This is a genomic window from Allomuricauda sp. MMSF_3307, from assembly GCF_030733585.1.
GTDB lineage: Bacteria > Bacteroidota > Bacteroidia > Flavobacteriales > Flavobacteriaceae > Flagellimonas.
Genome location: NZ_JASHIQ010000002.1, coordinates 150,496 through 174,359 on the forward strand (window position 1 = coordinate 150,496; position 23,864 = coordinate 174,359).

General features: G+C 43.9%; 26 protein-coding genes. 9 read left to right on the forward strand and 17 right to left on the reverse strand.

The features are described from left to right. Positions 1–124 precede the first annotated feature (124 nt). Genes RBB12_RS05075 through RBB12_RS05085 form a run of 3 tightly spaced genes read left to right on the forward strand, consistent with a single transcriptional unit; the run spans position 125 to position 2,682 of the window. The gene (locus RBB12_RS05075) at positions 125–673 is read left to right on the forward strand and encodes an RNA polymerase sigma factor (protein WP_293288032.1); all 549 of its coding nucleotides are present in this window, start codon (positions 125–127) and stop codon (positions 671–673) included. Further along, entirely contained in the window at positions 663–1,262 is a 600-nt protein-coding gene (locus RBB12_RS05080) for a hypothetical protein (protein ID WP_306013345.1), read from the forward strand. Before RBB12_RS05075 ends, RBB12_RS05080 begins: the two co-directional genes overlap by 11 nt. Next, positions 1,234–2,682: a hypothetical protein gene (locus tag RBB12_RS05085; RefSeq protein ID WP_306013344.1), complete on the forward strand. Its 1,449-nt coding sequence runs from the start codon at positions 1,234–1,236 to the stop codon at positions 2,680–2,682. Before RBB12_RS05080 ends, RBB12_RS05085 begins: the two co-directional genes overlap by 29 nt. 78 nt (positions 2,683–2,760) lie before the next feature. Here the strand turns inward: RBB12_RS05085 and msrA are convergent, their stop codons facing one another. Then, on the reverse strand, positions 2,761–3,456 hold the full coding sequence (msrA, locus tag RBB12_RS05090) for a peptide-methionine (S)-S-oxide reductase MsrA (RefSeq protein WP_179384192.1): 696 nt from the start codon (positions 3,454–3,456) through the stop codon (positions 2,761–2,763). 400 nt (positions 3,457–3,856) lie between these two features. Here msrA and RBB12_RS05095 point away from each other — a divergent pair, with 400 nt between their 5' ends. Further along, positions 3,857–4,093, forward strand: coding sequence for a hypothetical protein (locus RBB12_RS05095; RefSeq protein ID WP_293284548.1), 237 nt, complete (start codon positions 3,857–3,859; stop codon positions 4,091–4,093). Between the two features lie 162 nt (positions 4,094–4,255). On the opposite strand, the gene RBB12_RS05100 is transcribed toward RBB12_RS05095, so the two are convergent. From RBB12_RS05100 to RBB12_RS05135, 8 genes are all read right to left on the reverse strand, one after another. Then, entirely contained in the window at positions 4,256–5,476 is a 1,221-nt protein-coding gene (locus tag RBB12_RS05100; protein ID WP_293284550.1) for a sensor histidine kinase, read from the reverse strand. Between the two features lie 158 nt (positions 5,477–5,634). Next, positions 5,635–8,997, reverse strand: coding sequence for a preprotein translocase subunit SecA (gene secA, locus RBB12_RS05105; RefSeq protein ID WP_306013343.1), 3,363 nt, complete (start codon positions 8,995–8,997; stop codon positions 5,635–5,637). Positions 8,998–9,132: 135 nt separating this feature from the next. Then, positions 9,133–9,357 (reverse strand): DUF2795 domain-containing protein, encoded by a 225-nt coding sequence (locus RBB12_RS05110; RefSeq protein WP_013551418.1) that lies wholly within the window; start codon positions 9,355–9,357, stop codon positions 9,133–9,135. A gap of 125 nt (positions 9,358–9,482) precedes the next feature. Next, positions 9,483–10,040 carry a cob(I)yrinic acid a,c-diamide adenosyltransferase gene (locus tag RBB12_RS05115; protein ID WP_306013342.1) on the reverse strand — a complete coding sequence of 186 codons (558 nt, stop codon included), beginning with the start codon at positions 10,038–10,040 and terminating at the stop codon, positions 9,483–9,485. Between the two features lie 88 nt (positions 10,041–10,128). Further along, positions 10,129–10,290, reverse strand: coding sequence for a hypothetical protein (locus RBB12_RS05120; protein ID WP_306013341.1), 162 nt, complete (start codon positions 10,288–10,290; stop codon positions 10,129–10,131). A gap of 17 nt (positions 10,291–10,307) precedes the next feature. After that, positions 10,308–10,772 carry a hypothetical protein gene (locus tag RBB12_RS05125; RefSeq protein WP_306013340.1) on the reverse strand — a complete coding sequence of 155 codons (465 nt, stop codon included), beginning with the start codon at positions 10,770–10,772 and terminating at the stop codon, positions 10,308–10,310. Between the two features lie 38 nt (positions 10,773–10,810). Then, entirely contained in the window at positions 10,811–12,682 is a 1,872-nt protein-coding gene (locus RBB12_RS05130; protein ID WP_293288008.1) for an ABC-F family ATP-binding cassette domain-containing protein, read from the reverse strand. A 21-nt stretch (positions 12,683–12,703) separates the two neighbouring features. Further along, positions 12,704–13,978 (reverse strand): DUF4105 domain-containing protein, encoded by a 1,275-nt coding sequence (locus RBB12_RS05135; RefSeq protein WP_306013339.1) that lies wholly within the window; start codon positions 13,976–13,978, stop codon positions 12,704–12,706. On the opposite strand from RBB12_RS05135, the gene RBB12_RS05140 reads away from it, so the two are divergent. Together RBB12_RS05140 and RBB12_RS05145 are read left to right on the forward strand one after the other, a co-directional pair. Next, a complete protein-coding gene (locus RBB12_RS05140; RefSeq protein ID WP_306013338.1) occupies positions 13,977–14,708 on the forward strand; it encodes a phosphatidylcholine/phosphatidylserine synthase in 732 nt (243 codons plus the stop codon). The genes RBB12_RS05135 and RBB12_RS05140 overlap by 2 nt on opposite strands. Then, the gene (locus tag RBB12_RS05145) at positions 14,686–15,141 is read left to right on the forward strand and encodes a PH domain-containing protein (protein ID WP_306013337.1); all 456 of its coding nucleotides are present in this window, start codon (positions 14,686–14,688) and stop codon (positions 15,139–15,141) included. Before RBB12_RS05140 ends, RBB12_RS05145 begins: the two co-directional genes overlap by 23 nt. Positions 15,142–15,148: 7 nt before the next feature. Here RBB12_RS05145 and lptB read toward each other — a convergent pair whose 3' ends face one another. From lptB to RBB12_RS05165, 4 genes are read right to left on the reverse strand one after another with little or no spacing between them, the layout of a single operon-like run. Then, positions 15,149–15,889 carry an LPS export ABC transporter ATP-binding protein gene (gene lptB / locus RBB12_RS05150; protein ID WP_179384181.1) on the reverse strand — a complete coding sequence of 247 codons (741 nt, stop codon included), beginning with the start codon at positions 15,887–15,889 and terminating at the stop codon, positions 15,149–15,151. 57 nt (positions 15,890–15,946) lie between these two features. After that, entirely contained in the window at positions 15,947–16,297 is a 351-nt protein-coding gene (locus RBB12_RS05155) for a carboxymuconolactone decarboxylase family protein (RefSeq protein WP_179384180.1), read from the reverse strand. Continuing rightward, positions 16,287–17,129, reverse strand: coding sequence for a twin-arginine translocase subunit TatC (tatC, locus tag RBB12_RS05160; protein WP_306013336.1), 843 nt, complete (start codon positions 17,127–17,129; stop codon positions 16,287–16,289). Before tatC ends, RBB12_RS05155 begins: the two co-directional genes overlap by 11 nt. Further along, positions 17,129–18,094, reverse strand: a complete 966-nt coding sequence (locus tag RBB12_RS05165) for an SIS domain-containing protein (RefSeq protein ID WP_306013335.1) — start codon at positions 18,092–18,094, stop codon at positions 17,129–17,131. The genes tatC and RBB12_RS05165 overlap by 1 nt, the downstream gene beginning before the upstream one ends. Before the next feature lie 197 nt (positions 18,095–18,291). Here RBB12_RS05165 and recQ point away from each other — a divergent pair, with 197 nt between their 5' ends. Further along, positions 18,292–20,493 carry a DNA helicase RecQ gene (gene recQ, locus RBB12_RS05170; RefSeq protein WP_306013334.1) on the forward strand — a complete coding sequence of 734 codons (2,202 nt, stop codon included), beginning with the start codon at positions 18,292–18,294 and terminating at the stop codon, positions 20,491–20,493. Here the strand turns inward: recQ and RBB12_RS05175 are convergent. Genes RBB12_RS05175 through RBB12_RS05185 form a run of 3 tightly spaced genes read right to left on the reverse strand, consistent with a single transcriptional unit; the run spans position 20,490 to position 21,455 of the window. Beyond that, positions 20,490–20,801 (reverse strand): CCC motif membrane protein, encoded by a 312-nt coding sequence (locus tag RBB12_RS05175; RefSeq protein ID WP_306013333.1) that lies wholly within the window; start codon positions 20,799–20,801, stop codon positions 20,490–20,492. The two genes, recQ and RBB12_RS05175, sit on opposite strands and share 4 nt — an antisense overlap. A gap of 7 nt (positions 20,802–20,808) precedes the next feature. After that, positions 20,809–21,132, reverse strand: a complete 324-nt coding sequence (locus RBB12_RS05180; protein ID WP_179384175.1) for a CCC motif membrane protein — start codon at positions 21,130–21,132, stop codon at positions 20,809–20,811. A gap of 11 nt (positions 21,133–21,143) precedes the next feature. Beyond that, on the reverse strand, positions 21,144–21,455 hold the full coding sequence (locus tag RBB12_RS05185) for a DUF2752 domain-containing protein (protein WP_313882858.1): 312 nt from the start codon (positions 21,453–21,455) through the stop codon (positions 21,144–21,146). An 81-nt stretch (positions 21,456–21,536) separates the two neighbouring features. On the opposite strand from RBB12_RS05185, the gene RBB12_RS05190 reads away from it, so the two are divergent. Next, positions 21,537–22,079 (forward strand): Smr/MutS family protein, encoded by a 543-nt coding sequence (locus tag RBB12_RS05190; RefSeq protein WP_306013332.1) that lies wholly within the window; start codon positions 21,537–21,539, stop codon positions 22,077–22,079. Here the strand turns inward: RBB12_RS05190 and RBB12_RS05195 are convergent. Further along, positions 22,076–22,597 carry a hypothetical protein gene (locus RBB12_RS05195; protein WP_306013331.1) on the reverse strand — a complete coding sequence of 174 codons (522 nt, stop codon included), beginning with the start codon at positions 22,595–22,597 and terminating at the stop codon, positions 22,076–22,078. The genes RBB12_RS05190 and RBB12_RS05195 overlap by 4 nt on opposite strands. A gap of 110 nt (positions 22,598–22,707) precedes the next feature. On the opposite strand from RBB12_RS05195, the gene RBB12_RS05200 reads away from it, so the two are divergent. Beyond that, positions 22,708–23,856: a cysteine desulfurase family protein gene (locus RBB12_RS05200; protein WP_306013330.1), complete on the forward strand. Its 1,149-nt coding sequence runs from the start codon at positions 22,708–22,710 to the stop codon at positions 23,854–23,856. Positions 23,857–23,864: the final 8 nt, after the last annotated feature.

Here is a 23,864-nt window from a genome sequence, read left to right on the forward strand (position 1 = left end):
AAAATGAGCCCCGTTGTGATGTACAGCGGGGCTTTTTTTGTTAAAAATACGCCAAAAACTACCTAATTTGCAACGTTGTGTTTTTTGCATCGTCCTTAGTACAGAACCACTAAAAAAACCGAACATAGAACCAAGTGCGCTCCATATTGAGCTTGTAGAGCAGTGCAAGGCAAACGACCGTCATGCACAAATGAAACTGTACCGTCAGTATTGCGATGGGATGTTCTGTGTGGCCATGCGGTTCCTTAAAAATTCTGATGATGCCGAAGATGTGTTGCAGGATTCGTTCATAAAGGCGTTTCAGCGGATTGAGCAGTTTAAGGGGGATGTCACGTTCGGGGCTTGGTTGAAACGTATAGTGGTGAATGGGAGTATCGACTTTTTAAAGTCGAAACACCAACGAACGGTAGAGTTAAACGAAAATTATATGCAAGTTGCCGCCGATGATGACTGGTCTGTGGAAGAAGGCATCTCCATGGATCAGGTCAAGGAAGCCATCGACGAACTGGCACCAAAATATAAATATGTAGTGCAATTGTTTCTGGTGGAAGGATACGACCACAGTGAGATTTCCGAAATTCTGGACATAACGGAAACAACATCCAGAACGAGGCTCTTAAGAGGAAAGGCACAACTGAAAGAAAAATTAAAGGATTTGGCTTATGGCACGTGATCTTAGAAAATTGTTTGAAAAGGAAAGGAAGGAGCAAGGTTTTACCATGAAAGAGGGACATGAGGACCGGTTCTTTGCCAAGTTGGAGCAGGAACTCCCTAAAAACCCTCCAAAACAAAAGGTGTTTTCCCTTTGGATGCAGATAGCAGCCTCGGTTGTTGTAGTGCTTGGACTGTCCATCTACTATTTCTCTAGTTCGGATACTCCTTTGCCCGATGAAAAAGTAACGGTAGTGGACAGGAACAATCCTAGTGGGGAGTCACAGGGTATTTCCTTGGGTGATTTGTCCCCAGACCTTAAAAAAATAGAAACCTATTATACGACCAACATCAACCTACAATTGTCCGATTTGGCCGACGACCCTGGGAACAAGGAATTGGTGGACAGTTATATGGAACGTTTGGCCGAACTGAATCAAGAATACCAACGATTGAACCAAGAACTGAACGAATTGGGTCCCAACGACCAGACCATCAGTGCCTTGGTGAACAACCTACAGCTACGGTTGCAGTTGTTGCAAAAATTAAAATCAAAGTTAAATCAATTAAAATCATCAAAAAATGAACAGGAATCATCAAATATGGTGTAGTGGATTGCTGCTTGTGCTCGTCGGTTTTACCGGTATGGCACAACAAAAGTCCAAAACCTACAAAGAAACTTTCAATGTCAACAAGGACACGGAGTTGAACATCACGACCAGTTATGCTGACATTGAGTTCCAAACATGGAACAAGGACGAAGTGGAAATCACCGCCATCATCGAGTTGGATGGGGTGGGTCAAAAGGAGGCCGATTCCTATTTTGATAGGGATTTGGTAAAGATTATGGGAAATAGCAAGGAAATCGAGGTCAGTACCAAAGGGGCATCACCTTATTCCTTTGACTTCAACACGGTAAATATTGGTGTTCCCGATATGCCATCGGTAGCGGAAATTATGGCCAGTGTGGAAATCCCTGAGATTGTGCTGCCAGAAATTGCCGTAATGCCTTCCATGCCACCTTTGCCGCCCCTGCCGCCCATTGAGTTTGATTATGATGCGTATAAAAAGGACGGTGAGAAATATATGAAGGAGTGGCAAAAGGAGTTTGAGAAAACCTTTGATAAGGAATATAAGGAGCGCTTTGAAAAATGGGGCAAAGAAATGGAGAAGATGGCCGAAGAGCGCGAAGCCCGAAGGGAAGAGATGAAAGGAGAACGTGACAAACTCCGTGAAGAGCGTGAAAAGGTGCGCGAGGAAATGCACGAACAATTGAGGGAGCAGCGCGAAGAACTTCGTGCCCAAAGGGAAGAGCTCAGAAGCGAACAGGCGGAACTCAGAAAACAACTACGGGAAGAGGCCAGGACCATACACGGAAGCCCCAATGTGTTCTATTTTTCTTCTGATGGAAAACATAAGGAATACAAGGTCAAAAAGCGAATCATCATTAAAATGCCCAAGTACATTAAATTGAACATGAACGTGAGGCACGGTGAGGTGAAACTTGCCGAAAACACCAAAAACATCAATGCAAGCTTGTCCTACGCAAGCTTGCTTGCTTCTACCATCGAAGGTGCCAACACCGATATCCGGGTCTCTTACTCCCCGGTAGTGGTGCAGAACTGGAACTATGGTAGACTCAGTGCCGATTATTCGGATAAAGTCAGTTTAAAGGAGGTGAAGGAGCTGCGGTTGAATTCGGTATCGTCCAATGTGGTCATTGGAAAAGTAGTGGGCAAGGCCTTGGTGATGAATAATTTTGGTGCCTTGAGCATAGACCAGGTTTCCGATGGGTTCCAAACCATCGATATTTCGGTGGAAAATGGGGAGTTGGATTGTGTTCTTCCAGAAACACCCTATGCCATTTCGGTGAACGAGACAACTTCTGGTTTTCAATATCCAAAATCCCTAAAGTTGACATCCACCAAAAAGAATGGAGGCAACGCCTATACGGGTTACCATTTGAACAAGACAGATGGGAAAACCATCAAGATCAACTCCAAATACAGCGAGGTGGTTCTTAAGAACTAGCTTGTACAGCCAGTCCCAAAAACCACCTCGAACCTCATAGGCATTCTCTCCTACAAGCAACAACCTACCTCCACTTCATTAATGTGCATCTTCCTTTAGGTAGGATTGAAAGTTTTCTTTGAAACGGTTCAATCTGGGAATTGAAACATTTCGGATGTAACTATTGTTTGGATTACGTTTTTCATAGTCTTGATGATACTCTTCGGCCATGTAGAAGGTATCAAAAGCTTTCACCTCCGTTACGATAGGACGGTCGCCATACACATTTTCGGTTTCCAGCTTGTTCATGTAATCCTGGATGATCTTTTTTTCCTTATCATTTTTATAAAAGGCAATGGAACGGTACTGTGGACCGCGATCAGGGCCTTGTCTGTTGAGGGTGGTGGGATCGTGGGAACCAAAGAATACCTGAACCAATTGTGTAAAAGAAATGACCTCTGGGTCATAAAACACCTTTACGGCTTCTGCATGGGTGGTCCTTCCATAGGAAACCTCCTCATAGGTCGGATTTTTTTCGGTGCCTCCGGCATATCCGGAATAGACTTCTTTTACGCCCTTGACACTTTCAAAAATGGCCTCCACGCACCAAAAGCATCCACTGGCAAAATAGGCGGTCTCGTAATCCTGCAATTGCTCGGCCGTTAATTTGGTTTCCAATTGGGCTTCCGCCGGTTCACTTTTGGCAACATCTTCTTTGTTTGATTTGTTTTTGGGTTGGCAACTAATGGATGCCAATAACAGTAGAATTAAAAATGGAGTTTTCACGGTATTCATTTTAGTTTCTTGTTTAGTTGTATCAAGATACCAACTATTACACGGATGGCCGTTAAAATTTGTTAAGCTTCTATTTGATCGAGACAATGTCGTTCTCCAATCTTATTCAACAGACGAGGATTGTTGTTGTTATTTCCTACATAAACCTTACAAAGTATAATCCTTTTCTTACAAATAATCTATTGAACTTCAATAGGTTACATATCCTTCAAAAGTGATATGATCGATGAAATGCACATGCCTTCGGTGTGCTGTTTTTGGGGTCGAAAACGTTCGTCGAGGATAAAAAACACTTCACCCGAAAAAAATGTATTCACCGAAAGAAAGGCGTCATTGAGCGAAGGAAATCGGGCTGGGGCTGTCGCTGAAATTAATTTTACATCGTAAAACAATCAGAACAATGAAGACAATTTTCACCATTATCGCAATCACTTTTTTCGGAACCATGGCTTCTGCTCAGGATCTATCCAAAGAGGCTAAAGTGGAAACGATTGCCATGGGTGTTGAGTTGAAGGTTGAAATTAACAATGAAGTAAGAAAGGATAGAAAGACCGCAAGATTGTACAAATTCAAGAACTCACGAATCAAAAAAGAGCTTTCTTTCAAAACGAAGAAGGACCGAGCTAAACTAGCTTAATATGATGTTGGAAATGTTGATACCTTCCGTGTTGTTTTTAAGTACTGCCTTTGTTTTGGCAAGTATTGCTTTCTCTTTTCGGGAAAGAAAGTTTTAGAAGTTTAAGTTTATAGTGGAATAGGTATTGATAAAGGTCGGTGTTTTGCACCGACTTTTTTTGTCTTAATTATCCACAGAATTAAATTGTTCGATTACCTCCTCAAATTCGATGGTGTAGTGGGTCCCCTTTTTGGAGTAGTCACGGGTAATGGAGCCTCTCAACTGCCTGGCTAGATTATAAATAAGTTTTAAACCTAAAGAATTGGACGTTTTAGGGTTAATTTCCTCGGAATACCCGATACCATTGTCGCCCAAATACATTTTGTAGCGGTTTTCATTGATTTTCTCAACGGAAACATGGATTTCCCCGTTCGGTACTTCGGCAATACCGTATTTTAAAGCGTTGGTAATGGTTTCGTTGATGATGAGCCCCAATGGAATCACCGTATCGATGCTCAACTTGTAGTTTTTGATGTCCAAGTTCACTTTAACGTCCCTACCGCTTCCTTCTACGGATCGCACCAAATAATCGCACAATTCCTTTACATAAGGTTCCAGTTCAATTTTGGAAAGGTAGTCGTCCCGCTTGTAGAGCATTTCGTGTACCATGGCCATGGATACCACCCGGTTTTGGCTACTTTTTATGATATTACTGATCTTACTGTCGTCAATGGAACGCGATTGAAGGCTCAGCAGACTGGAAACGGTCTGTAGGTTGTTTTTGACCCTATGGTGTACTTCCTTTAACAGGGTTTCCTTTTCATCGATACGGAGTTGGATCTCGTTGCGGGATTTGTACAATTTATGATGGGCCCTTAACAAGTTCTTCCCAAAAACGCCTCCCAAAAGGTACACGGCAAATACTGCACTCAAATAGGCAAACCAGGTTTGGGATGCTTCTGGTACGGTGTTCTGCGATATTTTAAAGTCCCCGATTTCATAAAGGAACAATAAGGTGAGTACCGCAAGGTTCAAAATGAGGTACAATTGGCCAAAAACTTTGGTGGTGACATATCCGGCAAAAACAATAATGGCCAAAACAAAAATGAACGGACTTTTGATACCTCCACTGTACATGGTAATCACCACGGCCCCTAACATGGATAGGATAGAGGTTAAATTATAGGTAAGCACCAATTTTTGATGTTGCTTGTACAAAAGTGTGTTCACTATATTGATAAAGGCATACGCCAGAAAAGTGTAGGGAATCACTCCTTCAATATGCAAAAAGAAATAGCACACCAATCCGAAAATGGCAGCAAAGAATGATGAATTGTAGTTTACCTTGAGTATCAAATCAATCTTATCTTGTAATCGATATGTATCCTTTCTAGGAACTTTCATATGCTGCGCGTGAATGTGCCCTGACCACAAAATAGGTTGAATGGTGTGTGGTAGAGCTGCTTGTTGGGGTGTTTCAAGCTGTAAATCTAATTATGTTTTTGATATAAAAAAAGTGGCAGCTATAATAACTGCCACTTTGTGTGTTTTGAAGGCTTTCACTAGTCGTTGACCAGTACCCATTCCCCTTTGTCTATTAAGGGTTCGGCCTGTTTATATTTCACGGTCTTGCTTTCGCCCGACATTACATTTTTAATGGTTACCCTCTCGTTTCTACCAATTTTCGGTTTTTCCCGAACAATGGTTTCCGTAACCTGTGGACGTTGTCCTTGGGTTTGACCGGCAGCTCTATTCTGGGCCGCTAATTCGTCGCTATTGGGAATTTCTTCCTTGGTGGTCTGAAGATTTTCCTTTGGACGGCGTGCCGCACGTGCTTCTTGGATTTGATTGGTGTTCTCGGAAGGCAATTCCCCTTTGAAAAGGAAAGAGATGACCTCGCGGTTCACCTTGTCCATCATTTCCTTGAACAGCTCAAAAGCCTCAAACTTATAGATGAGCAAAGGATCTTTTTGCTCATGGACGGCCAATTGCACGGATTGTTTCAGCTCGTCCATCTTGCGCAAGTGTGTTTTCCAAGAATCATCAATAATCGCCAGTGTGATGTTTTTCTCGAAATCGGTAATCAACTGCTTGCCATTGGTATTGTATGCCTTTTCCAAATTGGTCACCACATTCAGTGATTTGATACCATCGGTGAAAGGCACCACAATGCGTTCGAATTTATTGGATTCGTCCTCGTATACCTTTTTAATGACCTGGAATGCCACACTGGCGCTACGCTCCATCTTTTGCTTGTAGAAAGCATAGGCCTCGTCATTGATTTTCATGGCAATCTGCTGGAAACTCATTCTTTTGAACTCTTCCTCACTTATCGGTGATGTAATGGAGAAGTATTTAATGAGCTCAAACTCGAAGTTCTTGAAGTCATCTGCCATTTTGTTGGTCTCGGCTATGGCCTCACAGGTATCGTAGATCATGTTTGCGATGTCCACTTTGAGGCGTTCCCCTTCCAAAGCATGGCGTCTTCGTTTGTAAATGACCTCACGCTGCGCGTTCATCACATCATCATATTCCAACAAACGCTTACGGATACCAAAGTTGTTTTCCTCTACTTTTTTCTGTGCACGCTCTATGGATTTGGTCATCATGGAGTGTTGGATTACTTCACCTTCTTCCAAGCCCATGCGGTCCATCATTTTGGCCACACGGTCCGATCCAAACAAACGCATCAAATTATCTTCCAGCGAGACATAGAATTGGGAACTACCGGGGTCTCCTTGACGTCCAGAACGACCTCTGAGCTGCCTGTCCACACGTCTGGAATCGTGGCGTTCCGTACCAATAATGGCCAAACCACCGGCTTCTTTCACCTCTGGGGACAATTTAATATCGGTACCCCTACCGGCCATGTTGGTGGCGATGGTCACCACTCCAGCCTTACCAGCTTCGGCAACGATATCCGCCTCTTTTTTGTGGAGCTTTGCGTTCAATACGTTGTGCGGCACTTTGCGTACGCTCAACAATTTGGACAGCAACTCTGAAATTTCAACAGAAGTAGTACCAATCAAAACGGGCCTACCGGCCTGCGATAGTTTGGTAACCTCGTCTATGATGGCATTGTATTTTTCGCGTTTGGTCTTGTAGATCAAATCGTGCCTGTCGTCACGGGCGATGGGTCGGTTGGTCGGGATTTCCATTACGTCCAACTCATAGATTTCCCAAAATTCACCTGCTTCTGTCACCGCTGTACCCGTCATACCGGACAGCTTGTTGTACATTCTAAAATAGTTCTGAAGGGTGATGGTGGCAAAGGTCTGGGTCATCGCCTCGATTTTTACGTTCTCCTTGGCCTCAATGGCTTGGTGGAGACCATCGGAGTATCGACGCCCGTCCATGATACGACCGGTTTGTTCATCCACGATCATTACCTTGTTGTTCATCACCACATACTCCACGTCTTTTTCAAAGAGGGTGTAGGCTTTCAACAATTGGGTCATGGTGTGGATGCGTTCGCTCTTAACGGCAAAATCCTTGAATAGTTCTTCTTTGAGCTCCGCTTCTTTTTCGATTTCCAGACCTTGGTTCTCGATTTTTGCGATCTCACTTCCAATATCGGGCATCACAAAGAATTCCTTGTCCTGATCATCGGAGATGTATTCCACCCCTTTGTCAGTCAACTCTATTTGGTTGTTCTTTTCATCGATAACGAACAATAGGTCTTCGTCCACTTTCGGCATTTCCCTATTGTTGTCCTGCATGTAAAAGTTTTCGGTCTTTTGAAGCAGTTGCTTCACGCCCTCTTCGCTCAAAAACTTGATAAGTGCCTTGTTTTTGGGAAGTCCGCGATGCACGCGAAGTAAAAGAAAGCCTCCTTCTTTGGTGTTGCCTTCCTTGATTAATTTTTTGGCCTCGGCCAATACGCCTGTCAAGTGCTGGCGTTGCTTTTGTACAATGTCGGCAACTTGGGGCTTTAGCTCGTTGAACTCATGTCGGTCACCTTCTGGAACCGGACCCGAAATGATCAAAGGGGTACGAGCATCATCGATCAAAACCGAATCCACCTCATCCACGATGGCGTAATGGTGTGGACGTTGCACTAGATCATCTGGAGTGTGGGCCATGTTGTCCCTCAGATAATCAAAACCAAACTCGTTGTTGGTACCGTAGGTAATATCGGCATTGTAGGCGGCCCTTCTTCCATCGGAATTGGGTCGGTGCTTATCGATGCAGTCCACCGAAAGTCCATGGAACTCAAAAATAGGGGCCATCCAAGCGCTATCCCTTTTGGCGAGGTAATCGTTTACCGTTACCAAGTGGGCACCTTTTCCTGCCAATGCGTTCAAATAGAGTGGGAGGGTGGCTACCAATGTTTTACCTTCACCCGTTTGCATTTCGGCAATTTTTCCTTGGTGCAGGGCTATACCACCGATCAGCTGAACATCGTAATGCACCATATCCCAGGTCACTTCCTTGCCTGCGGCATCCCATGAGTTTTGCCAAACTGCTTTGTCGCCTTCCAAGGTCACATAATCCTTATCACCGGATAGCATACGATCAAATTCGCTTGCAGTGACCGTTAGGGTTTCGTTGGCCGCAAATCGTTTTGCGGTTTCCTTGACCACGGCAAAGGCTTCTGGAAGTATATCGTTCAGGGTTTTTTCCGAAATTTTGTAGGCTTCCTCGTTGAGTTTGTCGATTTCGGAATAAATTTCTTCGTTCCGGTCAATGTCGTTGGAGTTTTCGACCTCTGCCTGTAACTCGGCTATTTTGTCATTGATTTCTTTGCAGTCTTCGGCTATTCGGGCCTTGAATTCGGCTGTTTTCTGTCTCAGTTCGTCATGTGACAATCCTTCCAGCTGCTGCTCAAAGGATTTGATTTCTTTCACCAAAGGCTGCAGGGATTTCACATCCTTCTCCGATTTGTCTCCTACAAATACCTTTAGTACGGAATTAATAAAACTCATGAAATATGTTTTCTATTGATTGTCAAAAGTTGTTCCATCGATGGGATTGCGATGAAAATCTTTCGCTAGGCTGTCAAAATTACATAAAAAAAAGCCTCAAAAGAGACTTTTTAACGTGGTTTATGTGTTTCAATTCTAATATTCATCCTCGTTCCAGAGGTAATCTTCCTCGGTAGGATAGTCGGGCCAGATTTCTTCAATCGACTCGTATATTTCGCCACCCTCTTCTTCCATAGATTGTAAATTCTCTACAACTTCCAACGGTGCTCCTGTACGAATGGCGTAATCTATCAGCTCGTCTTTGGTTGCTGGCCAAGGCGCATCACTTAAATATGAAGCTAATTCTAAAGTCCAGTACATAGTAACGGTTTGATTTTAAATTTTTTGCAAAAATAATTTTTAAACCCAATTTGCCAAGTAAAAACAGTATTATTTAAAAATTATTTTATTGTTGACAAAACATTTGGGTCAAAAAAGTGATTTTATCAGTCCAACTTCTCTGGAATCCATTTGACCTCTTGGGCTTTCAAATCCTTTGACAACTTGCGTGCCAGTACGAACAAATAATCCGAAAGTCGGTTGATGTACGACAAAACGCTATCTGGAACCGGTTCATTTTCATGTAGATAGGAAATCATTCGCTCGCCTCGACGGCAAACGGTCCTGGCGATATGACAGTATGACACGGTGGTGTGACCACCGGGAAGGATAAAATGTGTCATTTCTGGTAGTTCTTCGTTCATGCTATCCATTTCTTGCTCCAAAAACTCAATATCTTCTGAACTGATGCGAGGAATCTTTAATCTATTGTCCTTTTTGGGCTCCGTGGCCAATATGGAACCGACGGTAAATAGCTTTTCTTGGATCAGGGTGAGTGTTTTTTTGGAATGCTCGTCGATATTCTGATCGCGAAGCAAACCTAAATGAGAGTTGAGCTCATCCATGGTACCGTAACTTTCTATACGGGCGTGGTGCTTGGGTACTCGGGTTCCGGTAAATAATGCTGTGGTGCCCTTATCGCCAGTCTTGGTGTATATCTTCATAGTATCAGTTATCAATGTTCACTTCTCAATAATCAATAAAAGTTGAAGTTGTTCAAATGATTCTTGCTTATTGGTCATTGTCAATTGTTCATTGTCCATTGTTTTTCTTATGTTGGCGTTTGCCTTCCATGAACTTTCGGGACCTTCTGCGTTTGGTCGCTTTCTTGTTACGGAACAAAATAATCAAATAAATAAGGCCCAAAACGCCCAATACGTACCAAATGGTGTTATCTGATGCTACATTTTCCATACCCTAAAATTACCGTTTTATATCCGAATCCTGAAATGTTCTTTTACCTGTTCCCGTCGGATGGACAACAGGCCGCAATGAAACATATCGATGCTCACCGTTATTTCTGGGAGGGCTATCAAACGGTTCCAATGTTCCAGATCTTCCGCTGTTCGGTGAATGGAATCCACTAAAATAATACTGTCGTTATGCAATTTTCCTTCGGAAAGTACCTGCTGAAAGGTTCCACTGCCCAATTTATCTACAAAAAGCAGGTCGCAGGGATACCCATCAAATTGAATTTTAGGAAAGGTTTGTTGGACGAGCTCTTTTACTTGCGTTCTATTTTTGATACTGACTTTTTCAAAACCGAAGTACGCAATGGTTTTGAGCAATACATTGATGCTCCTGTTTTTGTGCATCTTCTTTTTGGAATAGAGACACTGCGTTACATAACGGAACACAAAAGGGGAGTGCACACCGTGTTGGTTGGTGGAAACCATTAAAAATTTCAGATATGAAACGAATCGGAACCACATGGCTATCCTTCTAAAATGGAAGAAAGCTCGAACCAGCGTTCCGTTTTTTCCTCTATGGCATCGGTAACTTCCTTGAGCTCGATGGAGAGTTTGGCAATGGCATCGCCGTCCAAATCGGGGTCGGTGAACTTGTGTTGTAGAGCCTCTTTCTTTTCCTCTAATTTTTGAATGTCCTTTTCCAACTGTTTGTACTCTTTTTGCTCGGAATAGGAAAGTTTTCCACCGCTGGTGTCCCGCCAATTATTTTCGGTCTTTTCGGAGGTAGTGGTCTTGTTTTCCCGTTCCTCGATGACCTTGCTACTCTCGTACACCCTGTAATCCGAATAATTTCCTGGGAAATCCTCGATAATGCCCTCTCCCCGAAATACAAACAGGTGGTCCACGATTTTGTCCATAAAATAGCGGTCGTGGGAAACCACGATCAAGCAGCCCGGAAAATCCAACAAAAAGCTTTCGAGCACATTCAGGGTAACAATGTCCAAATCGTTGGTAGGTTCATCTAGAATCAAAAAGTTGGGATTTTGAATGAGCACGGTACACAAGTAAAGCCGCTTGCGTTCCCCGCCACTCAGTTTTTCCACAAAATCGTATTGTTTTTTCCTATCGAACAGAAAACGCTCCAACAATTGCTGCGCGGAGATTTGCCTGCCCTTTTTCAAAGGGATGTAATCGCCGAACTCACGGATGACATCGATTACTTTTTGACCTTCTTTATCAGGGATTCCCTTTTGGGTATAGTAACCAAATTTTACGGTGTCCCCGACCACCACTTTACCACCTTCTACACTTTCCTGTTGGGTAATGATATTCAAAAAGGTGGATTTCCCTGTTCCATTTTTTCCGATAATGCCCACACGTTCACCTTTGGTGAAATTGTAATCGAATTTGTTCAGAATGGTTTTGTCCCCGTAGGATTTGGAGATATTGTGAAGCTCCAAAATCTTGCTTCCCAAACGTTCCATGTTCAGTTCTAACTGCACTTCGTGGTCCTTGCGACGTTGATGGGCCCGTTGTTTGATTTCGGCAAAGTCATCAATACGCGATTTGGACTTGGTGGTACGTGCTTTGGGTTGCCTGCGCATCCATTCCAACTCTTTTTTGTACAGCATTTTGGTTTTTTGCTGCTCCACGGCCTCACGCTCCATACGGGCCTCTTTTTCGTTCAAATAGTAGGAATAGTTGCCTTTGTAGGTGTAGAGTTGGTTGTTGTCCAGTTCCAATATTTCGTTGCACACCCGATCCAAAAAATAGCGGTCGTGGGTTACCATAAAAAGGGTAATGCTTTCCTTGGCAAAATAGGCTTCCAACCATTCGATCATTTCAAGGTCCAGATGGTTGGTCGGCTCGTCCAGAATCAATAGGTCGGGTTTGTTGAGCAGCGCATTGGCCAGTGCCAATCGCTTTTTTTGCCCTCCGGAAAGGGTGCTTACCTTCGCATTAAGGTCAGAAAGCTGCAACTGGAAAAGAATTTGTTTGTACTGTGTTTCAAAATCCCAGGCATTAAGTCGCTCCATGGCCTCAAAGGCCTTTTGGTATTGGGTGGTGTTGTCCGGGTTCTCCACCGCCTTTTCATAAGCGGCGATCACCTTCAGGATCTCGTTGTCGGTGGTAAAAATGGTCTGTTCAATGGTCAAATTCGGGTTCAGGTCGGGTTCCTGTTCCAAAAAAGAGATTTTGATGCCCTTTCGAGTGGTGACCTGTCCGGTTTCGGAGGTGTCCTTCCCCGACATGATATTGAGAATGGATGTTTTTCCGCTACCATTTTTGGCGATAAGGGCTATTTTTTGGTCTTTGTTGATTCCAAAGGAAATATCTGAGAAGAGCACCAGCTCTCCATAGGATTTTGATATGTTTTCGACCGTGAGTAGATTCATGAGTATGGTTTGTGGACCTTCTTACAATTTGGAATACATGATGAGGTAAACGTATCGTATGGCCAGGGTCAAAAGTAACGGAATGAGTACGGGAGAAAAAATCTGCACCTTTAGTATCCAAAGGAGGAGCATAATAGCCATCAACCCAAGAGTGAACATAAAATATTTTGGGCTCCATTGCGGAACCTTATCTTGAAACAGTAGGGTGAAAGAGACTATTAGGTTGATAGGAAATGCCCATAAAATATTGTAATTATAGGGGGTGGAGGTATGGTCCGCAGCCACCCAAAGCAGAAACAAAAAGGTGCCTGCCAAACCGGTAATGAACAAGAGTGAAAAGTCCAGCCACCGACTGCGCGCCTTGTGTTTAAAATCAAAATAGGTGATGATGCCCGTGAATGCCAGCAATAAGATAAACCAAAACAAGGGAGACAAGGGAAAAAACCCCCTTTGTAAATGTTCATTATAATCCAAAATGGTGCGTTCCCTTTGCACAATGGGCTTGCCATTAAAAGTGGTTTGCCGCAATTGCTCCATGGTATAGTAGGGCAAAAACATATGCTCCTGAACGGTGGCCTTTCGGTCTACGGGTGACCCAAAAGCCAAATCGATTCCGAACATGGACCAAGAATTCATGTCCAAAAACTGGCGTACCAGCTGCCTAAAGGTGTATTGTTTTTCCAGATAGGAGCCATCAAATACAATGGCGTCCCCAAACTGTTCCTTCAAAATATCGCCCGTGATGCTGGAGCAATTGTTCAGCAGGGGGTCGTAGAGATAATCCCGGTTTTCGGGCAGGTAGTTTTCCTCAAAAAACAGGAGAAGCTGATTGCGCTGCGCTACGGTCAAATCCAAAATCTGTTCCTTCACCCATCTTTTTTCCAGTTCATATTCATAGAGGAACGCCTCAAAACTCCTGCGGGAAAGGGAATAGATCATTTTTCCTTTGGTAAAGTTGAGGTAAAAATTGGGCTGTTCAAAATCAAACGTACCGTAGTTGTATACCACATCGATGCCCAAGGCCGTGTCCTGCACCCGAAATGCGGTGTGCCCAAAAGCGGAGTACAGTGCGTCCCCCGAAGCGCAAGTGATCACGCTTACTTTTGCATTTTCCGTAAGTGTAGGTGTTTGGGAAAAAAGGAAATTCCCTAGTGCGAAGAAAAATACTAGAAGTTGGAGCTTTCGATTCATTTTGATTTTTATCAGGGCAAATATCTGAATAAAAACGGCACCTTCCGTAGTAAGTGGCCCACAGTTCAATTTTTCCTTTATTTTTACGAAAATCTTAAGATACATGAAGTCCTATATTCCCAATTTCCTGACCTTGCTCAACGTGATGAGCGGTTGTATTGCCACGGTATTTGCAGTGCTCAATCATTTGGAGTGGGCCGCATTGTTCGTGTTTATCGGGATTTTCTTTGATTTTTTTGATGGATTGGCTGCACGGGTCTTGAAGGTACAGAGCGAGATCGGTGTACAACTCGATTCCTTGGCGGATGTGATTACCAGCGGTTTGGTGCCGGGCGTGGTCATGTTTCAATTATTGAGCATGGCGGAACGGGGCGGATGGAACCTTGGGTTTATTGGTCATGATGCCGATATTACCCTATTACCCTTCGTGGGCTTTGCCATAACCCTGGCTTCGGCCTACCGTTTGGCCAAATTTAATGTGGACGAAAATCAGGTTTCGTCTTTTGTGGGACTGCCGACACCTGCCAATGCGCTTTTGATCCTGTCTTTGCCCATGATACTCTTGTACCACAACAATGAGACGTTGAACAACATCATACTCAATCCATGGTTTTTGGTGATTTTGACAGTACTGAGTTCGTATCTGCTCAATTCGCCCATTAAACTGTTCGCCCTCAAGTTCAAAAATTGGAGCTTTAAGGAGAATGGAATTCGTTATTTGTTCATCATCGGGAGCTTGGTGTTACTACTGACCCTTCGTTTTTTGGCGATTCCGGTGATTGTTTTCGTGTATATTTTGATGTCATTGATTGATGGAGGAGGGAAAACTGTATAGCAATCAGGAAGGGAATAAAGTTGTTTATCCATCCAAAGTGGGTTGGGAGCTTTTATTGCCCATCATCATAATTTACGGTTTTTTGATAGCCAATTCTATTGATAAAGCCAGTCTATTGGGGTTCACCATACTAATAGGAAGCTTAATTTTATTGGTAGTACTTTTTTATTCCATTTCCTATGAGGTGACCAGTGAAGTCCTAACGGTAATTTCGTTTTTCTTTATCAAAAAAAATATTCTGATTAAAGATGTCACTAGGATAGTGGAGTCGAACAACCCCATAAGTTCACCGGCAGCCTCTTTGGACCGATTGGAGGTGTACTACGGCAAATACAGCAGTGTCATTATCTCCCCGAAAGATAAAATGGGATTCATTGCGCATCTGAAGCGCCTTTCTCCATCCATTCAAGTGGAGCTAAAAAAGAAGAAATAGTGAAAATCTAAAAATCGAGCTTCTTTTTGCGCAGCTCAAAGTTTTGGCCCAAATACACTTTACGTACCATCTCATCCACGGCGAGTTCTTCGGGTACACCTGCCTTTAGGATACCACCTTCGAACATCAAATAGGAGCGTTCGGTAATGGCCAAGGTTTCCTGTACGTTGTGATCCGTAATCAAAATACCGATGTTCTTGTTCTTTAATTGCGCCACAATACGCTGAATGTCCTCTACGGCAACAGGGTCTACCCCGGCAAAAGGTTCATCCAACAAAATAAATTTTGGGTCCGTGGCCAGGGCTCTCGCGATTTCGGTACGACGGCGTTCCCCGCCGGAAAGCAAATCCCCGCGGTTTTTGCGGATGTGTCCCAGACCAAACTCATCGATAAGGGACTCCATTTTCATGTGCTGCTCTTTTTTGCTCAATTTGGTGAGCTGCAACACGCTAAGAATATTTTTTTCGATGCTCAGTTTTCGGAAAACCGATGCTTCCTGCGCCAAATAGCCTATGCCATGCTGTGCCCTTTTGTACATGGGAAAACTGGTAATGTCCATGCCATCAAGGTAAATATGGCCGCCATTGGGTTTGATCAATCCCACGATCATATAGAAAGAGGTGGTCTTTCCTGCCCCATTGGGACCCAAAAGTCCAACAATTTCACCTTGATTGACCTCTAGGGAAATGCCCTTGACAACTTTTCGGCCGCGGTAGGCCTTCATGATATTTTCTGCGCGTAGCTTCATAGAAGTTTGCCAAAACTAAACATATTCTTTGTCTGGCGAATGCTCTTTTGGATTTTTTTAGGCTTCGTTTTCTTCCAGGGCTTCCCAATATTCGTAGGCGCGGCGCAAGTGGGGCACTACAATGGTTCCTCCCACTAAAGTGGCGATGCCTAGGGTTTCCATAACCTCTTCTTTGTTGGCGCCTGCATTTTTGGAACTTTCCAAGTGATATTTCACACAATCATCGCAACGGAGAACCGCAGAGGCCACCAGTCCCAATAGTTCCTTGGTCTTCACATCCAAAGCGCCTGCCATATAGGCATTGGTGTCTAGATTAAAAATACGTTTGATGAGCTTGTTGTTCTCAGCAAGCAGCTTATCGTTCATCTTGGCACGATAGGCATTGAACTCTTCTACTTTATTTGGCATTTTGTCTAGCTTTCTCTTTTCTGGCTTCTCTTTTAACGACCATTCGGGATATAAAAATACTCACTTGATACAGAACCAGTACTGGAATACAAACGATAATTTGACTGGTGATATCGGGAGGTGTAATGATGGCCGAAAGTATCAAAATGATAACCAGGGCGATTTTTCTATATTTCTTTAGGATTTCGGGGGTCACCAATCCAACCTTTGTCAGAAAGAAGATGACAATGGGCAATTCAAACATGATTCCACAGGCAATCACGGAGGCCCGAACCGTACCCACGTAGGAAGCCAAGTCGATTTCGTTCAATACTTCCTTGCTGACTTGGTATGAGCCCAAGAAATTGATGGATAGGGGGGCTACGATATAGTACCCGAACAGCACCCCAAGAAAAAACAACCCTGAGGCGGTTATGATGAAGCCTTTGGAATGCTTTCGCTCGTTTTCGTAAAGTCCCGGGCTGATAAATTTCCAAAGCTCCCACAAAATGTAGGGGAAACCTAGGATCACACCTGCCCAAATCGAGGTCCAGATATGGGCGGAAAACTGTCCGGCCATCAAACGGCTCTGAATGGTAAAGGGCAACGATTCCCCACAAAACTCGGAATCTACCCCAAAGAACTTCCCGATGTTGCAAAAGAACTGATAAGTAGGGAAGTCCATGTTTTTGGGACCGAACAATATCGTATCAAAAATAAAGCCTTTGAAGGCAAAGGCTGCACAGGCAATGATGACCACCGCCAGGGTGGAGCGCACCAAATGCCAACGTAATTCTTCCAAATGGTCCAAAAAGGACATTTCATCTGGATTTTTTCTCTGTTTTTTAGCCATTATAGGATTCCCTCGTTTATCAGGTTATGGATGTGGACTACTCCCGCGTAGCTGTCACCATCAAAAGCCAATAGTTGGGAGATGCTCTTTTCTTGGAGCAGTTTTAAGGCCTTTACGGCCAAAGTGTCCACGTCTACGGTCTTTGGATTGGAGGTCATAATATCCTTTGCGGTCAGTCCACTTATGTTATCGTATTTGCTCAACATTCTTCGTACGTCGCCATCGGTTACAATACCTACCACTTTGCCTTCATCCATCACAGCGGTAACACCGAGCATTTTCTCGGAAATTTCAACGATCACCTCCTTAATGTCGGCATTGATGTCCACTTGTGGTTTTTGGTTGTTCACCACAATATCGGCGACGCGCAAATATAGTTTCTTTCCCAATGCGCCACCAGGGTGGTATTTGGCAAAATCCGCACTGCTGAATCCTTTGAGCTCCAGCAGGCAAATGGCGAGGGCATCGCCCATGGACATTTGGGCAGAGGTACTCGTGGTAGGGGCCAAGTTGTTGGGACAGGCTTCTTTTTCCACGTAGGTGTTCAGCACAAAATCGGCCTGTTTGGACAATACGGATTCCATGTTTCCAGTGATACCGATAAGCTTGTGGTTTCCCACTTTAATGAGGGGAAGCAACGCCTTGATTTCGGGAGTGTTTCCGCTCTGTGACAAACAGATGACCACATCGTTTTCCTGAATGGTGCCCAAATCGCCGTGAATGGCATCTGCGGCATGCATAAAGATGGCAGGGGTGCCGGTAGAGTTTAAAGTGGCTACGATCTTAGAGGCCACAATGGCACTTTTGCCCACTCCGGTAACAATGACCCTTCCGTCGGATTCCATGATGTACTGTACGGCTTTCGCAAACTGTTCGTCCAAAAGACCGATCAGGTTGGCCACGGCCTTGCTTTCAATCTCAAGCGTCCGTTTTGCTATGGATAAAATGGATTTGGTGTCGTTCAAAGTATTAAAAAGTAATAAACCGATTTACTGATTGTATTCCTAAAAGAATGTCTTATCTTTAAGATTACAAAACTAATCAAACTATCTTTTACAGACTATTGTGAAAGTGAGAATAGATGCTTCTGTAAACGAGTGGTTAAATTGTAAAGCTTCAACTACCTATTAGGTTTGCTTGTTATTAATTGAAAAATGCGGAAATGAGCCTAACAAATACTGATTTGCACTCCTCGCTCAAAAAATATTTTGGTTTCTCGAAGTTTAAAGGGTTACAGGAAGGTGTAATCCAAAATGTACTAAGTGATAATGACACTTTTGTCATCATGCCCACGGGAGGAGGTAAATCCCTGTGCTACCAATTACCGGCCCTGATGAAAGAAGGGACCGCTATTGTAGTTTCCCCGTTGATCGCCCTTATGAAAAACCAAGTGGATGCCATACGTGGCATATCTGAACAGAATGGGATTGCACATGTCCTCAACTCTTCTTTGACCAAAACAGAGGTAAAACAGGTAAAGGAGGATATTGTAAACGGAGTGACCAAGTTGCTATACGTAGCACCGGAATCCTTGACCAAGGAGGAAAACGTTGATTTTTTACGGAAGGTGAAACTGTCGTTCGTGGCCGTGGATGAAGCCCATTGTATTTCAGAATGGGGTCACGATTTTAGACCGGAGTACAGGAACCTACGTGGCATCATCAATCGGTTGGGGGACAATATCCCGATTATTGGCCTCACCGCAACGGCGACTCCCAAGGTACAGGAAGATATTATCAAAAATTTAGGGATGACGGACGCCAAGGTGTTCAAGGCATCTTTTAACAGGCCCAATCTGTTCTACGAAGTGCGTCCCAAAACCAAGGATGTGGATGCGGACATCATCCGTTTTGTAAAACAGAACCAAGGAAAGTCGGGAATCATCTATTGCTTGAGCCGAAAAAGGGTCGAGGAACTCGCCCAAGTACTCCAAGTGAATGGAGTGAGCGCTGTCCCGTATCATGCCGGGTTCGATGCCAAAACACGTTCCAAGTATCAGGATATGTTCTTGATGGAAGAGGTAGATGTGGTCGTGGCCACCATTGCTTTTGGTATGGGCATCGATAAGCCCGATGTGCGCTTCGTCATCCACCATGATATCCCAAAGAGTATTGAAAGCTACTATCAGGAAACCGGTCGTGCCGGACGGGATGGTGGCGAAGGACATTGCTTGGCGTATTACGCGTACAAGGATGTGGAAAAGTTAGAAAAGTTCATGTCGGGAAAGCCTGTGGCCGAACAAGAAATTGGGAATGCACTGCTTCAGGAAATCGTGGCCTATGCCGAAACATCCATTTCCCGAAGAAAATTTATACTCCACTATTTTGGGGAAGAGTTCGATGAGGTCAATGGGGAAGGAGCCGATATGGACGACAATGCGAGGAATCCCAAACCAAAAGAAGAGGCCAAAGATGATGTCGTGAAATTACTGAGCGTAGTTCTCGATACCAACGAAAAGTTCAAGACCAAGGAAATTGTAAGGGTTTTGGTGGGCAAAACCAACGCCATGATCTCATCGCACAAAACGGATGAGAAAAGTTTCTTTGGAATCGGAAAGGATAAGGACAAGGAGTTTTGGATGGCCTTAACGCGGCAAGCCCTTGTTGCGGGTCTGTTAAAAAAGGAAATCGAACGCTATGGGATTCTCCATGTAACCGAGGAGGGAAAACAATTTTTGGAGAAGCCCACTTCGTTTATGATGACGAAGGATCATGTGTACTCCAAGGACGAAACGGGCAATATTGTCACCGCCGAAAAATCGAACGGAGCCGTTGCCGATGAACAATTATTGAAACTACTTCGTGATCTTCGCAAAAAGGAGGCCCAGAAATTAGGTGTTCCACCTTTTGTGGTATTCCAAGACCCGTCGTTGGAAGATATGTCCTTAAAGTACCCCGTCACCATGCAGGAACTGATCAACATTCAGGGAGTAGGTGAGGGAAAGGCAAAAAAATATGGAAAGGCCTTTGTTGATTTGATCTCGAAGTATGTAGAGGAAAATGATGTGGTAAGGCCGGACGACCTTGTCGTAAAAAGTACGGGAGCCAACTCGGGATTAAAGCTTTATGTGATCCAAAGTGTAGATAGAAAATTGCCTTTGGATGACATTGCTTCGGCCAAGGGACTGGAATTGCCGGAACTCATCAAGGAAATGGAGCAGATTGTGTTCAGTGGAACCAAGTTGAACATTGGGTATTGGATCGATGAAATATTGGATGAGGACCAACAAGAAGAAATCCATGATTACTTCCTGGAAGCCGATACCGATTCCATCTCGGCGGCCATAGAAGAATTTGACGGCGATTACGAAGATGAGGAACTTCGCTTGTACCGCCTTAAATTTATAAGTGAAGTGGCGAATTAAAATTCGCCACTCAATTCTCCTGTAGTGATCGCCGCTACTATAAATCCAAAGTAAAGAATCGTAAGAACGAGGGACACTACTGCTAATGCCAATCCGATATAGGATAGGATTTTGCCCGTTTTTACGTTGCTATAATCGGTATAATTTTCGGGGTTTGCTTGGTACAACTGGTCCGCACTTTTAGCTTTTACCAATCCGATAATGCTAAAGATGGCACCAAAAGGACCACAACAGAACAAAGTGAGGACAATGGAGAGTATCCCCATCGTCAACACCGTGCTTGCCCCAGGTAAGGGTTGTTGGTTCATATCTTTTTTATTGATATTGTTCCGTCATTTCCTGTACTTTTTCCATGTAGCCTTCCCAGCCTCCCATTTGGTTAATGGTCCACAGGGTATACAATAGGTACAACAGACCGAGTACCATACCAATGATAGCCAGTGTGCGAACGGTTTTTAAAGTTTTGTAGTTTTTGTAAAGCTCTGGGTTCTCGGCATAGGTTTTTTCATCTTTTCTAACGAGTAAAAAAGCTATTCCGCCCAAGACAAGCCCAGGTGCTCCTCCAAAACAGCAGCATAAAAATGATAAAATTGCCAAAACTAAGGCGATGGTTACATTTGGAAGGTTCTTTTGTTCCATGGTTTAAATGTTTAGTGTAAGAATTTTAGAATATAATTTATTAAAATCAAAGCTACCGTAACCACTCCTAATCCAGATATCCATCGGTGGTCCACCGATAAATTGAATATCTTACTGCTAATTACCAGCGCGAAGAGTGGTATTATGGTGTAAATGGCAGGATACATTTGAAAAGCTGCCACAAACTCTCCATGCAGGAGAAGGTGAGCCGAACGCTGTAAACCGCAACCAGGACAGTCCACACCCAAAAGTTGTTTGTTTAGGCAGGGCAGCATATAGTCCTCTAGACTGAAGGCGGTTATGGTTGGCATTAGGTTCGTCATAATACTGTCGAGCCCGAAAAATACTATTATTTTTGTATCTGTGATTAATTTTCACCTCATTTTTTAGAGAAGAAACGCAATATGGGCAAGTTTTCAATTGGAGATAGGGCAGAGGTACTGGACGAAGCCATTTCTGGAGTGATCCAGAAAGTGGATGGCGATAGGGTGACCTTGATTACCGAGGATGGTTTCCCGATGCACTTTATGGAGAACGACCTCGTGAAGATTGAAAGTGATATTTCGGTGACCAATTATGAAGTGGCCCAAGTCAAAAAGGAAAAGGCGGCCTCCAAAAAAAGGAAAGCCCCAACTATAAAGCCCAAAGAACGTAGTGCGCCAAAAATGGAGGTCGATTTACACATCCATCAACTGGTAAAATCAAGCAAGGGCATGAGCAACTACGATATGCTTAACATTCAGCTGGACACCGCCAAAAGGCAATTGGATTTTGCCATCAGCAAACGGATCCAAAAAGTGGTGTTTATCCACGGAGTGGGCGAGGGTGTGTTAAAAGAAGAGTTACGGTATCTGTTCAATCGCTACGATAACGTAAAATTTTATGATGCGGACTATCAAAAGTACGGTTTGGGTGCCACCGAGGTCTACATCTATCAAAATGCCTAGTTGGGCACTGGCGTAGTTACTTCACCAAACTCATTGATGGCCAAGTTGGTAATGCGATCTCCATTACTGGTCACAAAAGATATTCCACTAAGGCTTATGTTGTGCACAAAACGGGTAGTATCGCTTTCGGAGCGCATGGTTTCAATAATTACGGCACCATCCTGTGCCACCACTTCTTGGATAACCGTTGGTTCCACCACAGGAATTTCATCACAGAAATAATCCTTGTTCACTGTGCCGGAAAAAGCCCGATAGGTGACTTGGGATTGGCTGGGCACTGCACTCTCGGTAATCACGGTTTCGCCCACGACCCCTTTATTAAGCGTTCCGCTCTGTAGTTCGAGGATGAGCGCCTCGCTATCGTTTATTTTGAACATGAGGTTTTTGGCATTTGCGACCGGATTGGCACAAAACTGAAGGGAGGCACTATCAAAGTCGATGGTTTCTATTTCAAGGTCACCATCGCTGCAAGACCCCAACATACCCAAAACAAGTACTGAAAAGACGAATTTTCTCATGCGCCAAATTTAACGTAAATCAATTTTACTATACCAATCCTTGGGAATAGTTTAAAAGAAATTAACTTTATTTCCTGTACTTTTGCTCCTCTCAAAAAAAGAACTCGACCATGCAAAAAGTCTATTTGGACAATGCCGCCACCACCCAAGTGAGGCAAGAGGTAATCGAACGGATGCAGGAGGCCTTGGCCCAGCATTACGGTAACCCTTCCTCTACCCATAGTTTTGGACGATCCGCTAAAACGGCAGTGGAGCAGGCTCGAAAAACCATTGCCAAGACCTTGAATGCCCAGCCTTCCGAGATTATTTTCACTTCGGGCGGAACCGAGGCCGACAATATGATTTTGCGTTGCGCAGTTCGGGATTTGGAGGTAAAGACCATCATTACCTCCAAAATAGAACACCATGCCGTATTGCATACCGTGGAAGAGTTGGAAAAGGAGTACGGCATTAACCTATGGTTTGTAGATCTAGACGAGTTCGGAAATCCAAATCTGGGTCATTTGGAGACCTTGTTGAAAAAAGATGATTCCAAGAAACTGGTCAGTTTGATGCATGTGAATAACGAGATTGGGAATATCACCGATATTGCTGCGGTAGGAGAACTATGCAAAGCAAATAATGCCCTGTTTCATTCCGATACCGTGCAGTCCATTGGCCATTACCCATGGGATGTACAGGGGGTGCATGTGGATTTTTTGGCAGCAGCAGCCCATAAATTTCACGGTCCAAAAGGAATCGGCTTTGCCTACATCCGCAAAAATTCGGGATTAAAGCCATTAATTTTGGGTGGGTCCCAAGAAAGGGGCTTCAGGGCCGGAACAGAGTCTTTTCACAATATCGTTGGATTGGAAGAAGCTTTTATAAAGTCGTACGAGCATTTGGAAGAGGAGACCAAGACCATAAGAGAGCTCAAAAGATACTTTGTGGAAAGGGTTTTGGCAGAAGTGCCCGGAGCCGAATGCAATGGACTCTCTGGCGATATGGAAAAAAGTACATACACCTTGGCCAATATCCGCTTGCCTTTTGATAAGCAAAAAGGGTTAATGCTTTTGTTCCATTTGGATATGAAGGGCATTGCTTGCTCCAAAGGCAGTGCATGCCAATCCGGAAGCAATCAAGGTTCACATGTGCTCAACGAAATTTTATCGGGAGAGGAGTTGGACAAACCATCCCTTCGTTTCTCGTTTTCCATGTACAATACCAAGGAAGAATTGGACTATACGGTCGAGGTGCTAAAGGAGTTCGCTAACAGCTAAGCGTTCCT

Coding starts and splice junctions, on each gene's coding strand:
- RBB12_RS05080 (WP_306013345.1), top strand. CDS start 663: ATGGCACGTGATCTTAGAAAATTGTTTGAAAAGGAAAGGAAGGAGCAA.
- RBB12_RS05085 (WP_306013344.1), top strand. CDS start 1,234: ATGAACAGGAATCATCAAATATGGTGTAGTGGATTGCTGCTTGTGCTC.
- msrA (WP_179384192.1), bottom strand. CDS start 3,456: ATGAATACCGTGAAAACTCCATTTTTAATTCTACTGTTATTGGCATCC.
- RBB12_RS05095 (WP_293284548.1), top strand. CDS start 3,857: ATGAAGACAATTTTCACCATTATCGCAATCACTTTTTTCGGAACCATG.
- RBB12_RS05100 (WP_293284550.1), bottom strand. CDS start 5,476: ATGAAAGTTCCTAGAAAGGATACATATCGATTACAAGATAAGATTGAT.
- secA (WP_306013343.1), bottom strand. CDS start 8,997: ATGAGTTTTATTAATTCCGTACTAAAGGTATTTGTAGGAGACAAATCG.
- RBB12_RS05110 (WP_013551418.1), bottom strand. CDS start 9,357: ATGTACTGGACTTTAGAATTAGCTTCATATTTAAGTGATGCGCCTTGG.
- RBB12_RS05115 (WP_306013342.1), bottom strand. CDS start 10,040: ATGAAGATATACACCAAGACTGGCGATAAGGGCACCACAGCATTATTT.
- RBB12_RS05120 (WP_306013341.1), bottom strand. CDS start 10,290: ATGGAAAATGTAGCATCAGATAACACCATTTGGTACGTATTGGGCGTT.
- RBB12_RS05125 (WP_306013340.1), bottom strand. CDS start 10,772: ATGGTTTCCACCAACCAACACGGTGTGCACTCCCCTTTTGTGTTCCGT.
- RBB12_RS05130 (WP_293288008.1), bottom strand. CDS start 12,682: ATGAATCTACTCACGGTCGAAAACATATCAAAATCCTATGGAGAGCTG.
- RBB12_RS05140 (WP_306013338.1), top strand. CDS start 13,977: ATGAAGTCCTATATTCCCAATTTCCTGACCTTGCTCAACGTGATGAGC.
- RBB12_RS05135 (WP_306013339.1), bottom strand. CDS start 13,978: ATGTATCTTAAGATTTTCGTAAAAATAAAGGAAAAATTGAACTGTGGG.
- RBB12_RS05145 (WP_306013337.1), top strand. CDS start 14,686: ATGGAGGAGGGAAAACTGTATAGCAATCAGGAAGGGAATAAAGTTGTT.
- lptB (WP_179384181.1), bottom strand. CDS start 15,889: ATGAAGCTACGCGCAGAAAATATCATGAAGGCCTACCGCGGCCGAAAA.
- RBB12_RS05155 (WP_179384180.1), bottom strand. CDS start 16,297: ATGCCAAATAAAGTAGAAGAGTTCAATGCCTATCGTGCCAAGATGAAC.
- tatC (WP_306013336.1), bottom strand. CDS start 17,129: ATGGCTAAAAAACAGAGAAAAAATCCAGATGAAATGTCCTTTTTGGAC.
- recQ (WP_306013334.1), top strand. CDS start 18,292: ATGAGCCTAACAAATACTGATTTGCACTCCTCGCTCAAAAAATATTTT.
- RBB12_RS05175 (WP_306013333.1), bottom strand. CDS start 20,801: ATGAACCAACAACCCTTACCTGGGGCAAGCACGGTGTTGACGATGGGG.
- RBB12_RS05180 (WP_179384175.1), bottom strand. CDS start 21,132: ATGGAACAAAAGAACCTTCCAAATGTAACCATCGCCTTAGTTTTGGCA.
- RBB12_RS05185 (WP_313882858.1), bottom strand. CDS start 21,455: ATGACGAACCTAATGCCAACCATAACCGCCTTCAGTCTAGAGGACTAT.
- RBB12_RS05190 (WP_306013332.1), top strand. CDS start 21,537: ATGGGCAAGTTTTCAATTGGAGATAGGGCAGAGGTACTGGACGAAGCC.
- RBB12_RS05195 (WP_306013331.1), bottom strand. CDS start 22,597: ATGAGAAAATTCGTCTTTTCAGTACTTGTTTTGGGTATGTTGGGGTCT.
- RBB12_RS05200 (WP_306013330.1), top strand. CDS start 22,708: ATGCAAAAAGTCTATTTGGACAATGCCGCCACCACCCAAGTGAGGCAA.